The organism is Rhodoferax potami (assembly GCF_032193805.1).
In the GTDB taxonomy this organism is placed as follows: Bacteria; Pseudomonadota; Gammaproteobacteria; order Burkholderiales; family Burkholderiaceae_C; genus Allorhodoferax; species Allorhodoferax potami_A.
Map to the genome: position 1 here is coordinate 1162769 of NZ_JAVBIK010000001.1, position 13675 is coordinate 1176443.

The 13675-nt window shown below is 63.7% G+C and carries 10 protein-coding genes; all 10 read left to right on the forward strand.

Features of this window, described 5'->3' with window-relative positions:
• Nucleotides 1-57 precede the first annotated feature (57 nt).
• The 10 genes from RAE19_RS05585 to RAE19_RS05630 all read left to right on the forward strand — a co-directional run bounded on the left by RAE19_RS05585 (nucleotide 58) and on the right by RAE19_RS05630 (nucleotide 13656).
• On the forward strand, nucleotides 58-1728 hold the full coding sequence (locus RAE19_RS05585; protein WP_313873984.1) for an ABC transporter permease: 1671 nt from the start codon (nucleotides 58-60) through the stop codon (nucleotides 1726-1728).
• Between the two features lie 4 nt (nucleotides 1729-1732).
• Nucleotides 1733-2371, forward strand: a complete 639-nt coding sequence (locus RAE19_RS05590) for an ATP-binding cassette domain-containing protein (RefSeq protein ID WP_313873985.1) — start codon at nucleotides 1733-1735, stop codon at nucleotides 2369-2371.
• Between the two features lie 55 nt (nucleotides 2372-2426).
• The gene (locus RAE19_RS05595) at nucleotides 2427-2978 is read left to right on the forward strand and encodes a TlpA family protein disulfide reductase (protein ID WP_313873986.1); all 552 of its coding nucleotides are present in this window, start codon (nucleotides 2427-2429) and stop codon (nucleotides 2976-2978) included.
• A gap of 6 nt (nucleotides 2979-2984) precedes the next feature.
• On the forward strand, nucleotides 2985-3590 hold the full coding sequence (locus RAE19_RS05600; protein WP_313873987.1) for a CDP-alcohol phosphatidyltransferase family protein: 606 nt from the start codon (nucleotides 2985-2987) through the stop codon (nucleotides 3588-3590).
• Nucleotides 3591-3600: 10 nt separating this feature from the next.
• A complete protein-coding gene (locus RAE19_RS05605) occupies nucleotides 3601-5784 on the forward strand; it encodes an FAD-dependent oxidoreductase (protein WP_313873988.1) in 2184 nt (727 codons plus the stop codon).
• Nucleotides 5785-5794: 10 nt separating this feature from the next.
• A complete protein-coding gene (gene selD / locus RAE19_RS05610) occupies nucleotides 5795-8122 on the forward strand; it encodes a selenide, water dikinase SelD (RefSeq protein WP_313873989.1) in 2328 nt (775 codons plus the stop codon).
• 19 nt (nucleotides 8123-8141) lie between these two features.
• Nucleotides 8142-8897, forward strand: coding sequence for a DUF3047 domain-containing protein (locus RAE19_RS05615; protein WP_313873990.1), 756 nt, complete (start codon nucleotides 8142-8144; stop codon nucleotides 8895-8897).
• A gap of 4 nt (nucleotides 8898-8901) precedes the next feature.
• Nucleotides 8902-10023 carry an FAD-dependent oxidoreductase gene (locus RAE19_RS05620; RefSeq protein WP_313873991.1) on the forward strand — a complete coding sequence of 374 codons (1122 nt, stop codon included), beginning with the start codon at nucleotides 8902-8904 and terminating at the stop codon, nucleotides 10021-10023.
• Between the two features lie 70 nt (nucleotides 10024-10093).
• Entirely contained in the window at nucleotides 10094-11725 is a 1632-nt protein-coding gene (locus RAE19_RS05625; protein WP_313873992.1) for a mechanosensitive ion channel family protein, read from the forward strand.
• Nucleotides 11722-13656 (forward strand): YhgE/Pip domain-containing protein, encoded by a 1935-nt coding sequence (locus tag RAE19_RS05630; protein ID WP_313873993.1) that lies wholly within the window; start codon nucleotides 11722-11724, stop codon nucleotides 13654-13656. Before RAE19_RS05625 ends, RAE19_RS05630 begins: the two co-directional genes overlap by 4 nt.
• The last annotated feature ends 19 nt before the right edge of the window (nucleotides 13657-13675 follow it).

The following is a 13675-nucleotide window of genomic DNA, read 5'->3' on the forward strand; positions in this document are numbered from 1 at the left end:
GGCTTTTTTTCGCGTGCGGCCTCCGCCAGCCACCAAGGCTTTGATTAGGATGCAGCCATGCCCGTCGCACGCCTTTTGCGCCTCTTTGTTCCTCTTGCACTGCTGTTACTCGTGGCCGGCCCCTTGCTGTGGGCGGTAGGCAGCACCGTGCCTTTTGGCATGCAAGCGCCGGCGTGGGCCGCCCTGTTGCAGCACCCACAAACCTGGCCCGCCTTGGGCATGACGATATGGACCGGCTTGAGTGCCACCCTGCTGGCAACCGGCATCACTGCGTGCATTCTGGCGCGCTGGTTGGCAGCCAACAGCACCGCACAGGGACTGGATAAATGGACGCGGTGGATGTCGCCCTTACTCTCGGTACCCCATGCGGCGTTTGCGATTGGCATGGTGGCCCTGCTCGCACCGGGCGGGTGGTTGTTGCGGCTCATATCGCCCTGGCCCAGCGGGCTGGAGTCTCCGCCCGCCTGGGCCACGACCCAAGACCCCTGGGGCCTGGGCCTGATCGCGGTGCTGGTGTTGAAAGAAGTGCCTTTTTTACTCTGGGCCGCGTTGGCCTATGTGCAGCAGCCGGGTGTGCAAGCGCAGTTGCGCCAGTCCTTGCGCTTGGCGGCTACTTGGGGTTACAGCGATGCGCAGGCCTGGTGGCGCATCGGCTGGCCGCAGCTGGTGCGCCACCTCACAGCCCCCCTGCTGGCAGTGCTGGCTTACAGCCTGACGGTGGTCGATATGGCGCTGGTGATCGGGCCGACAGCGCCCCCCACCCTCTCGGTGCTCGCCTGGCAATGGCTGCAAGATGCGGACCCTGATATCAATGCCCAGGGCGCAAGCGCCGCCTGGCTGCTGGCGGCAGTGCTGCTGGGGTGCGCCGGCGCGCTGGTGGCTTGGAGAGCCTGGCCCCTGTGGCGCCAGCGTCAGGTGCGCGGCGTCACGCTTGCGCAGCACGCCATCACATTACGTAAGCCCGATGCCGTAAGCGCCCCTTTGGTAGCGCTCTTGGGCGTTTATGCAGCGGTGCTGGCCGCCCTCGCAGCGGGCAGCGTCTCGGGGCCCTGGCCTTTTCCGGCCCTTTTGCCGGAGGTCTGGACCCTCCATGCCTGGGAGGGCGTACTGCGCAGCAGCCGCACGGTATGGATCACCCTGGGTTTGGGACTGCTAAGTGCGGCCACCGCACTGGCCTTGGTGGTGGCTTGGTTGGAGTGGGCTCCACTTGACTGGCAGCGGCGGATGCGCCCGGTCTGGATGCTGCCTTTGGTGCTGCCCGCAGTGCTCTGGGTGGTGGGTCTGCACCGCCTCAGCCTGGCCTGGGGGCTTGATGGGCAAGCTGCCGGCCTCTGGCTGGCGCACACCTTGAGTACCTTGCCGTATGTGCTGATTGCGCTGCAAGGCCCTTACGGAGGTGTAGATCCACGCTTCCAGCAGGTGAGTACAGCCCTCGGGCGCAGCCGGGCAGCATTCTTGTGGCAGGTGAAATGGCCGCTTTTGCGCAGCGCGCTGGCAGCGGCGCTGGCGGTCGGCTTTGCGGTGAGCGTGGCGCAGTACCTGCCGACCTTGTATGTCGGGGCCGGGCGGTTTCAGACGGTCACTACCGAGGCGGTCACCTTGGCCTCCGGCGGGCAGCGCGCGTTGACCGCTGCGTTCGCCTGGCTGCAATGGCTGTTGCCGATGTTGATGTTCGGCCTGGCCGCCTGGTGGGGACGGCCCCGCCGCTGGCCTGCGGCGGCACAATAAACCCATGAGTCTGGATATCCATATCACCCAACTGGCCAGCCCTGCTGGCGACTTGCTGCGGAGTCTGCACATTCATGTGCCTGACGGCAAGGTGCACACCCTCATGGGGCCCAGCGGCTGCGGCAAAAGCAGCGTGCTGGCTGCCGTGTGCGGCACGCTGGATCACGGCATGCTGTGGGACGGCCGCGTGACGCTCCATGACCAGCGCATCGAGTCTCTGCCGGTGCAGGCGCGCCGGGTGGGGCTCTTGTTTCAGGACGACCTGCTGTTTGCCCACATGACCGTGCGCGAAAACCTGTTGTTCGCCGTACCCGCTGGCGAGCGCCAAGCGCGCGAGCGGGCGGTGGAAGCAGCATTGGACGATGTGGAAATGCGAGAGTTTTTGCACGCCAACCCCGCCCGACTCTCCGGCGGGCAACGGGCGCGCGTGGCCTTGGCCCGGGCATTGCTGGCCCAGCCCCGCTGTCTACTGCTAGACGAGCCCTTCTCCAAACTCGATGCCGCCCTGCGCGAACGCATGCGCGCCCTGGTGTTCGGGCTGGTGGCGCAGCGGGCCATTCCGGCGCTGCTGGTAACCCACGATCTGGCCGATGTCGCCGACCCCCAACACCTCACCCGCTTGGACACAGCCGGCGCGGTGTAAGGAAATGCGCGCACCGGCGACTAACCACCTGCCCGCTTCACCGTAGACTCGCCACATGCCCCACACCTTCACCGCCCCTTGGCTCCGCCTTGCCCTGACAGGCCTTCTGGCATTCGCCTGCAGCCTGGGCATGGCCTTCAACGCGGCAGCGCAATCCACAACACCCGCCGCCGCGGGATCGACGGCCATAGCGAATGGCAACCGGCTGCAGTTGCCGGCGGTCTATGCCAATGGGCAGCGCTTCAGCACCCAAGCGCTGGACGGCACTGTCACAGTGGCCTTTTTCTGGAACACCGACTGCGCCGTTTGCCGCGACAGCCTGCCCGAACTGCGCGCCAACCTGAATGGCTGGAAAAACAAGCCCTTCAGCCTTCTGCTGGTCAATCTGGACCGCAAAGCCAGCGATTGGCAAACCTACGAAAAGCTGGTGGGCCAGACCCAGATGAACGCCAAAGGTCTGCTGTCGGTGCGCATGGAAGAAGAGCTCCCCGCCGGCACCCGTTTGCCGCTGACCTTGCTGATCGATAGCAAGGGCCGGGTATTGCAACGGTTTGAAGGTCGCCTGGCCCCTGAGGTGTGGGACGGCGTCGCCGACCTGCTGCCCTGAGCCGCCATGCTGGACCGTTTTGCCACGCCCTTGCTGCGCACGCCCCTGCAGGCCATGGCACGCCTGCTGGTGCGCGCCGGCGTGGGTGCGAATGCCGTCACGCTGGCAGGATTTGGCGTCGGCCTTGTTGCTGCAATTTTGATAGCTAATGGCGCATATGCAGCGGGCGCTATCGCCCTTTTAACCTCCAGACTGCTGGACGGACTGGATGGTGCGGTGGCCCGCGAAACCCAGCCGACGGATGCGGGCGGTTTTCTCGATATCTCGCTGGACTTTTTGTTTTACGCCAGCATTCCGCTGGCCTTTGCGGTGGCCGAGCCCACCACCAACGCCCTGCCCGCAGCCGCCTTGCTGGCCGCCTTCATTGGCACCGGCAGCAGCTTCCTGGCGTTTGCAACACTGGCCGCCAAGCGCGGCATGGACAACCTCGCCTACCCCGACAAATCGTTTTACTTTTTGGGTGGCCTGACCGAAGCCACCGAAACACTGGCCTTTTTTGTGGCCATGTGCCTGTGGCCTGCGCACTTTGCGACCTTGGCCTACCTGTTCGCCGCGCTGTGTGCGGTGACCACAGCCACCCGCATCTGGTGGGGTTGGCGCACTTTTTCTTGAAAGAAGCCCTATGAAGGCATCCAAACTCCTGGTGCTGGCCCTGATCGGGCTGGCGATTGCCAGCTTCGTCGTGTTGGACTTGGGTCGCTACCTGAGTCTGGACGCTCTGCGCCAGAGCCAGGCCTCGCTGGCAAGCGCTTACGCAGAGAACCCTTGGTCTCTGCGTGCCGGTTTTTTTGCGGTCTATGTAGCGGTGGCCTCGTTGTCGCTGCCGGGGGCGGCCATTCTCACGCTGGCAGGAGGCGGGGTGTTCGGCTTGGGATGGGGCTTGTTGCTTGTGTCGTTTGCCTCAAGCGTTGGGGCTACGGTGTCTTTTCTGGCTGCGCGCTTCGTGCTGCGCGACGCGGTACAAGCCCGCTTCGGAAGCCGGCTGACCGAGATCAACCAGGGCATTGCCCGGGACGGTGCGCTCTACCTGTTCAGCCTGCGGTTGATTCCGGTTGTGCCCTTTTTTGTGATCAACCTGCTGATGGGCTTGACCACCCTGCGCACACTCACCTTTTACTGGGTGAGCCAACTCGGCATGCTGGCAGGCACTGCTGTTTATGTGAATGCCGGCACCCGGCTGGCAGAACTGCAGTCGCTCAAGGATGTCGCAAGCCCCGAGGTGCTGGGCGCGTTTGTACTGCTCGGCCTATTTCCACTGATCGCCAAGGCCCTCATGAACCTGGTGCAAAAACGCAAGGTTTACGCCCGCTGGAAAGCGGTGCGTCCCCAAACTTTTGACCGCAACCTCATCGTCATCGGCGGGGGCGCGGGTGGGCTGGTGTCGGCCTACATTGCGGCGGCGGTCAAAGCTAAGGTCACTCTGGTGGAGGCCCACAAAATGGGCGGCGACTGCCTGAACTACGGCTGCGTGCCAAGCAAAGCACTGATCAAAAGCGCCAAACTGGCCCATCAGATGCAGCACGCAGACCGCTATGGTTTACATAGCACCCCGCGCACATCTGACGAGCGCAAGAGCCTCTTTTCGTTCAAAAAAGTGATGGAGCGCATCCACGAGGTGATTGCCGCCATTGAGCCGCACGACAGCGTGGAGCGCTACACCGGCCTGGGTGTGGAAGTGCTGCAGGGCTACGCCAAGATCATCAACCCGTGGACGGTAGAGATCGCGCTTAACGACGGCGGCACACAGACCCTGACCACCCGCAATATCGTGATTGCGGCAGGCGCCCGCCCCTTCGTCCCGCCCCTGCCAGGTCTGGACGATGTGGGCTATGTGACCAGCGACACGCTGTGGGACGAGTTCGCCAAGCTGGACGAGGTACCCAAGCGCCTGGTGGTGTTGGGCGGCGGGCCGATTGGCTGTGAGCTGGCACAAAGCTTTGCACGCCTCGGCTCTGCCGTGACCCAAGTGGAAATGGCGCCGCGCATCATGGCGCGGGAAGATGCGGAAGTGTCGGAACTTGCCGCGAACTCCCTGCGCGCAGATGGTGTGGACCTGCTGACCAGCCACAAGGCCCTGCGCTGCGAGATGGTGGATGGCGAAAAGGTGTTGGTGGTGGAACACGCTGGCGTCGAAAAGCGGATTGCTTTTGACCAACTGCTGTGCGCCGTGGGCCGTACTGCGCGCCTCAGCGGCTACGGTTTGGAAGAGCTGGGCATCCCGACCCACAAGACGGTGCAAACCAACGAGTACCTGCAAACCATCTACCCCAACATCTTTGCGGCGGGTGATGTGGCCGGCCCCTACCAGTTCACCCACGTAGCCGCGCACCAAGCTTGGTATGCGGCGGTGAATGCGCTGTTCGGCGACTTCAAGAAGTTCAAAGCCGACTACTCGGTCATCCCCTGGGCCACCTTCATTGACCCTGAGGTAGCGCGCGTAGGCTTGAACGAGCAGGACGCCAAGGAGCAAGGCATTGCCTACGAAGTAACAAAATACGGCATCGACGACCTGGACCGCGCGATTGCGGACAGCGAGGCGCACGGCTTTGTGAAAGTGCTGACCGTGCCGGGCAAAGACAAGATTCTGGGCGTGACCATTGTCGGCACCCATGCAGGCGACCTGCTGGCAGAGTACGTGCTGGCCATGAAACACGGGCTGGGCCTCAACAAGATTCTGGGCACCATCCACACCTACCCCACACTGGCCGAGGCCAACAAATACGCCGCAGGAGAGTGGAAGCGCGCGCACCAGCCCCACAAGCTGCTGGAGTGGGTGCGCAAATTCCACGACTGGAAGCGAAGCTGAATTGAGGTCTATGCAAGTACCCGCCACACCCATCGTTAGAGACATCGTGTTGGTGGGTGGCGGCCACAGCCATGTGGTGGCGCTGCGCTATTTCGCCATGCACCCGCTGCCTGGCGTGCGCATCACCCTGATTTGCACCGATGCGCACACGCCCTACTCCGGCATGTTGCCCGGCTATGTGGCGGGGCACTACAGCTATGACGATGTGCATATCGACCTGTGCCGCCTGTGCGCCGCTACCGGCGCCCGTTTCATCCAGGCCGAAGTGATGGGTCTGGACCGTGAGGCGCGCACCGTCCAGCTGCGCGGCCGGCCCGACATCGATTACGACGTGGTCTCCATCAACACCGGCTCGACGCCGCAGATGCGCGCACTGGGCGCCACTGAATACGCAGTGCCCGTCAAACCCATTACCGGCTTCAACCAGCGCTGGTTGCAATTGCTCGACAAAGTGGCGCAGACCACACGGCCGCTGTCGATTGCCATCGTGGGCGGGGGTGCGGGTGGTGTGGAACTGTGCCTCGCCATGCAGTACCGGCTGCGGGCTGAAGCCGACGCAGCCGGGCGCGCGGCGATGGCGCCGCAGTTCAGCCTGTTCACGTCTGGCGGCCTGCTGCCCACCCACAACGCGGGAGTGCAAGCCCGCTTTGCCAAAGTGCTTGCCGAGCGCGGCGTGCAGGTGCATTTGCAAACGCCAGTGGCGGAAGTGCAAGCGGGCCGTTTGCGCAGTGCGCAAGGCGAGTGGTTTGACGCCGATGAAGTGCTCTGGGTCACCCAAGCCGGCGGCGGCGCTTGGCTGCAAAGCACCGGCTTGGCCCTGACAGACAACCGCTGCATTCGATTGCACGACACCTTGCAAAGCATCACCGACCCGCGCGTGTTTGCCGCGGGTGATGTAGCCGCTATGGAAAATTTTTCGCTGGAGAAAGCCGGTGTGTTCGCGGTGCGCATGGGCATGCCGCTGGCCATCAACCTGCAGCGTGCGGTCCAGGGCTTGCCCCTGCACCCCTACCGCCCGCAGCGCCACTGGCTGGCGCTGATCAGCACCGGTGACAAATTTGCCGTGGCGTCGCGCGGCGCACTTGGCTTTGGCGGTGCCTGGGTCTGGCGCTGGAAGGACTGGATAGACCGCCGCTTTATGCAGCGCTTCAGCGTGCAAGGCGTGGAGGGGCTCGCGGGCATGACTTCAGCCGCGACATCCGCCAACGCATCCGTTCAGCTAAGCGCTGATGAAGCCCAGCAAGCGCAAGCCGCAGTCGCCATGCGCTGCGGCGGCTGCGGCGCCAAAGTGGGGGCCAGCGTGCTCTCCCGCGCGCTGCAAAACCTGTGGGTGCAACCCAACCCCGATATATTGCTGGGCCTGGACAGCCCGGATGATGCCGCCGTGGTGCGCGTGCCGCCCAGCAAAGCGCTGGTACACAGCGTGGACTTTTTCCGCGCGTTTGTAGACGACCCCTATGTGTTCGGCCGCATTGCCGCCAACCACGCGCTGGGCGACTTGTTTGCCATGGGCGCGCAGCCGCACACTGCGACCGCTATTGCCACCGTCCCCCCCGGCGTGGACCGGCAGGTGGAAGCTACCCTGCGCCAGATGATGCAAGGTGCCGTTGACGTGCTCAATCCGGTAGGATGCACCCTGATCGGCGGGCACAGCGGTGAAGGCGCCGAGCTCGCACTGGGCTTTGCAGTCAACGGTCTGGTAGATGTGAACGACCAAGGGCAGATGACGGGCGTGCTGCGCAAAAGTGGCATGCAGCCCGGCGATGTGCTGCTGCTCACCAAACCATTAGGCACCGGCGCCTTGTTTGCCGCCCACGGGCGCGCGGCCGCGAAAGGCCGCTGGGTGCAAGCCGCGCTGCAGAGCATGGCGCAGAGCAACCAAGCCGCCGCGCAAACTCTGCGCACCTTTGGCGCCACCGCCTGCACCGACCTGACCGGCTTCGGGCTCATAGGCCACACGGTAGAGATGGCCCGCCCCAGCGGCGTGCAGGTGGTGCTAAATGCTGATGCCCTGCCCCTGCTGGACGGCGCGCTGGAGTGTGTGCAACAGGGCCTGCTGAGCTCCCTTCACAGCGCCAATGCACGCCAACAGCATGTGGTGCAAAACGCCGCACAGGCCATGGGCCACCCGCTGTGGCCGCTGCTGGTGGACCCGCAAACCGCTGGCGGCCTGCTGGCCAGCGTGCCCGCCAACCAGGCAACAGCGTGCCTTGCCGCCCTGCGTGCGCAAGGCTACGCTGCGGCCTGTGCTGTCGGCCATGTGCGTACGCTGGCTGCTGGCGCAGCCCCGGTTCATATCCATATCCGCCCGGAGGAAGTCGATGCGAAACACTCCTAAAAAGATAGCAGCATGCGCAATGAAAACGTGGGCTTCTGCCGCATTTTGCCTATACACAGCCTGTGCGAGCTTGACAGGAGCCAACGCACAAACCCAGCCCACCGACACAGGTGGTCTGCTGCAAAGTTGGGCGGATTCGGCAGATGGCACGCCCCCCAGCCCCTGGCGGGTCGTAGGCCTGCCTGGTGGCAAGGTTCCCCTGCTGGCACCGGACATCACCACCTTGGACGGCCAAAAAGTGCTACGCCTGCGCAGCGACAAAAGCTATGGCGCGCTGAGCCATGCGGTTCCCGCGGGTAGCGAAGGCCGTTTTTTGCAATGGCAGTGGCGGCTGGACCAACCCCTAGCCCAGGCCGACCTGCGCAGCAAAACCGGAGACGATGCCGCACTCAAGGTGTGTGCGCTGTTTGATTTGCCGCTGGAGAAAATCCCTTTTGTCGAGCGCAACCTGCTGCGCCTAGCCCGCCGGGTCAGCGCAGAAGCCTTGCCCGGAGCCACCCTGTGCTACGTGTGGGACAACCAGTTACCCGCAGGCACCACCCTCAACAACGCGTACACCGCCAGGGTACGGCTGCGGGTGTTGAATGGCAACAGCGATGCGCTCGGCCGTTGGGTCTCTCACAAGCGGGATCTGCAGGCTGATTTTCTGGCCGCCTTCGGCAACGAGACAGACACCGTCCCGCCCTTGCTTGCCATCGTGACCGGCGCGGATGCCGACAACACCGGCGGCACCAGCCTCGGTTTTGTGAACCGCCTGCAGCTCATGAAACAATAGCCGCATGAACGCACCCGCAGTGCAGCGCCCAGACCCAGCAGACACTCCCCTATCGCCCGAAGCGCATAGCAATCAACCACGGCAGTTGGTGCTGCTGGGTGCTGGTATGGCGCACCTGCAACTCTTGCACACGCTGGCTCGCAAGCCCTTGCCCGAGGTACAGGTAACGCTAGTGGCCGCCGAGACCCACGTAGTTCACCCCGCCATGGGGCCGGGCCTGGTTGCCGGCGACTACCAGCAAGAAGACTGCACCATCCCGTTAGAGCCTTTGGTGAAGCGTGCGGGCATCCGCTGGCTGCAACAGCAACCCGTGTCACTGGATGCCGGACAGCAAACGCTGACACTCTGCGACGGCAGCGCTCAACACTACGAGTGGCTTTCGATCAATGCTGCCCCTGCGCACCACAACGAGCAGTTGGAACAAACCATACCCGGGGCGGGAAAATTCGGCCTTTGCGTCTACCCGCTGGAAACCTGGGCCCAACGCTGGCAAGGGGTGTCCGAATTGGCGGCGAAAAAAGCCTTGCGCGTAGCGGTCATCGGCGATCACCCGGTTGCGCTGGAATGGGCGCTGGCGGTGCAACAGCGCCTACCGTCCTGCGTCGTCACCGTATTGATGCTGCCGGCTCCAGCCGGTCCCCCGCTCGCCACCGCGGGCACCACCCGGTTGCTGCAACAACTCAAGGTACAGCGCATCACGGTATTGCACGATACGGCGCTCCAGATCGATGCCAGCGCGGTGCACCTTGGATGCGGCGCGCAGCTAACGTGCGATGTACCGCTGCTGGCCTTGCAGCAACTGCCACACGCTTGGCTGGCCAGTAGTGGACTTGCGCTGAATGCTGATGGCCAAGCGGCCGCCGATGGCTACTTGCGCAGCAGCAGCCATCCGCAGGTGTGGGTCGCCAACGGCGATTCGGCGTACCTGCTGCGCCATCTACAAGCCGTGGCGCGCGGCGCGCGCTTACCCGCCACCGCCCGGCAGCCGGAGGCAGGCTTTCAGCTGTTGTTTGGGGGTTCACAACAGGCTGTTATGGCTTGGGGACGGTACAGCTCGAAAGGGCGTGCCTGGCACTGGCTCAAGGATGGGTGGGACCGGCGGCAATTGCGCCGCTACACCATGTAAAGGAAAGCCGGCCCCACCAAAGGAAGGGCTGGTATGGGTATAGTGGGTCTGACTTAGATCGCTGCTACCCATGAAAATTTTGTTGTTACTGTGGCTCTCGCTGTCCCTGTTGTCGGGCAATGCCCTGGCACAAGTTGCCGGGCCTTCAGGGCCTGCGGTACAGCAGCCCACCAGCCCCGATGCCGCGCTGACGTTTTACAACCGCAACCTGATCACGTTTCGCGGGGAGATGGCGGGCATCTCGGCCGAAGACAGAGCCCAGCGCGCGCACACCCGCTTGCAAGCCCAACTGGCACAAGCCGGCCCCCACTTGGTGAGCCAGAAGCCGGACACCATGGGCATCCTGATCCAGATAGATGGCGCCACCACCTTTGTGGTGACGCCGGCTGAAGTCGACATCAGTGCGCGCGACACTCTAGAAGCCACCGCCCTCAGAGCCCAGCGCGCCTTGGAGGCAGCCATTGCCCAGAGCCGCGAAAGCAGAGACCTCGATGCTTTAGCACGCGCATTCGCCTGGGTAGCCGGCGCTACTGCAGTGGCCATTGCGCTATGGGCCGCGCTCAAGCGCCTGCACATTGCCGCCGGAAAACGGCTGCTGCAGCTGTCCGCCGAGCACGCCGCCCGCTTGCAGCTGGGCGGCATCAGCCTGCTCAACCGGAATCGCGCCGTGGGCACCGTGCGCACTGGCATGACCGTGCTGCTGCGCCTGTTGCAAGCGCTGATTGCGTATGAGTGGCTAAGCTTTGTGCTGCAACGTTTTCCTTTCACCCGAGCGTGGGGCGAGGCCCTGAACGGCTACTTGCTGGGGTTTGCCGGCAAAGCAGGAAATGCGGTGATTCAAGCCATACCGGGCTTGTTCACGGCGGGGGTTATTTTTTATTTGGCGCGCCTGCTCACCCGCGGACTGGATCGTTTTTTTGACCGGGTCCTGGAAGACGAGCACACCCTGCCTTGGCTGGACGCCGATGTGGCGGTGCCGACCCGCCGCATCAGCAAGGTGCTGGTCTGGCTGTTTGCCTTGGCCATGGCCTACCCTTATCTGCCGGGTGCGGGCACTGAAGCCTTCAAAGGCCTCTCCGTGCTGGTCGGGCTGATGATTTCACTGGGCGCGTCTAACCTGGTCGGGCAAGCGGCCAGTGGCTTGATATTGACCTATGGCCGCGTCTACCGAAAAGGCGAGTACGTGCGGATCGCGGACCAAGAAGGCACCGTGACCGATATCGGCATGTTTGCAACCCGTATCCGGACCGGGCTGGGTGAAGAGCTCACGATTTCCAACAGCAGCGTGCTCGCCAGCACCACCAAAAACTACTCGCGGACCGTGAATGGCCCGGGCTACGTGGTGGACACCACCGTCACCATCGGCTACGACACGCCGTGGCGCCAGGTGCACGCCATGCTGATTGACGCGGCGCTGCGCACAGAAGGAATTCAAGCGCACCCGGCGCCCCAGGTGTTCCAGACCGAGCTGTCCGATTGGTACCCGGTGTACCGCTTGGTATGCCAGGCCATCCCCGAGGAGCCCCGCCCGCGGGCGGAGGTGTTGAGTGCGTTGCACGCCAACATCCAGGATGTATTCAATACTTTCGGGGTACAGATCATGTCGCCTCAGTACATTGCCGACCCTGCGGTAGCCAAAACCGTACCACCGGCCCAATGGGCGCCTGCTCCGGCCCGCCCTTACACACCCGAGCAGCCATGAGAAATTTTGCAAGCCAAGTGCGCTACGTGGCGCGACATGAAATGCTGTTGCTGCTGCGTTACCCCAAAATGCTGCTCGCCGTGGTGGTGGTGGCAGTGCTGCCATCGGTGTATGCCGCGATCTACCTCACCAGTGTGTGGGACCCCGGGTCCCACAGCCAGGCACTGAAGGTTGCGGTGGTGAACCTGGACGAGGGTGTGCACTATCAGGACCGTGTGTTCAACGTGGGTGCGCAAGTGGTCTACAAGCTCGGGCGGAGTGCGCGCTTCGGCTATGTGAATTACGACGACTCCGAACAAGCGCGGCAGGATGTCCGCATGGGCCGGGCGGCATTCGCGCTCATCATCCCGAAAGATTTCAGCTCCAACGCGGTACCCGGTGCACAACTGGGGGGCGGCAAGCTGGTGGTGTATGCCTCCGAGGGCAATAACTTCCAAACGGCCGCCATCGCCAAACAGTTTGCCAACGAACTGGGCCATGAGGTCAACGAAAGCCTGAACGAGCGCCGGTGGTCCATGGTGCTCACCAACGCCGCAGGCTCACAGCGCAGTGTGGAAGAGTTGCGCGCGGGGGTAGATGCGCTGCGCACCGGTGCGGCAGATCTCCAGGCCGGGGCCAATCAGGCGGCCACCGCCGGGCGTGCACTGTCTAACGGCTCGGTCAAGCTCAATGCCGGCGTCAATCAGGCCACCGATGGTTTCAAGCAACTCGGCAACGGACTGCGAACCCTGGACTCCAAACGCCCACCCAACTCCGAGCTGAACCGGCTTAAAGCCGGAGCCGAGGCGCTGGCCAGTGGCCACACCGACCTTAGCAAGGGCATGGACGAATTGCAGGGCGGCAGCCACAAGCTGCTGGAAGGTGCCATGGGCTTCAAGACAGAAGCCGATGACAGCCTGTTGCTACCGACGCGTGTCAAGGACGGCGTGGGCCAACTGGCAGGCGGGCTCAATCAATTGGACGATGGCATCCGCACAGCCGCTGATGCGCAGAAAAAACTGGCAGATGGCGCCACACGTTTGAGTGCCGGTGTGGGCACGCTGACAACCGGCATGCGCACCATGACCGGCGCCATCCGCCAAGCGGTGACCAAGCTCCCGGAAGACAGCCAGCTCGACGAACTGGCGAACGGCAGCGCACAGCTCAGCCATGGAGCGGGAGACTTGTCGGAGGGCCTGCAAAAACTGAAGGCTGGAAGCCAAGCCCTGTCCTCGGGCTTGGTGCTGCTGGCTAACTCGTTACCCGCCTCGATCGATACCCCCGAAGGCAGCCCGGAAGGACTGGCCAACTCGGTCAAGCCGATCATGGAGATCGATGCCGTGGTGGGCAACAGTGGCAGTGGTTTTGCGCCCAACGTGATCCCCGCCGCCCTGTGGCTGGGTGCAGGAGTAGCGGCGTTTTTGATTCATATCCGGGTGTTGCCTCGGCATGCGAAAAAATTCTCGCCGCCAGCGAAATTCATAGGCAAGGTCAGCGTGCCCATCCTCGTGGTGGCGCTGCAGGCGGCGCTGTTGGGTGCAACCGTGACTTGGGGTCTGCATGTACCGGTGCACAACATCGCGGCTTTTGCAACCTGCCTCGGGGTCGCGAGCATGTCGTTTTTGATGATCGTGCTGTTTTTGTCGCGCACCATGGGCGACGCCGGCAAGGTGTTTGCCATGGTGTTTCTGGCGGTCCAGTTATCCGCCTCGGGCGGCGTGCTACCCGTGGAGCTGAGTGGCGGGCTGTATGAAATCATCAGCCCCTGGATGCCCATGACCTGGACGGTTCAGGCCATCAAAGCGGCCATGTTCGGCGCCTATGGCGGCGCGTGGACCACCCCGATGACATGGGTAGGTTTGGCGGGCATTGCCACCTTGCTGCTCGCTTGCTGGATAGGGCGCTGGCGCTACCTGCACCCTGCGCAAATGCGGCCCACGGTGGGGCTCTGAGCCGGGCCCCGCTGCGGGG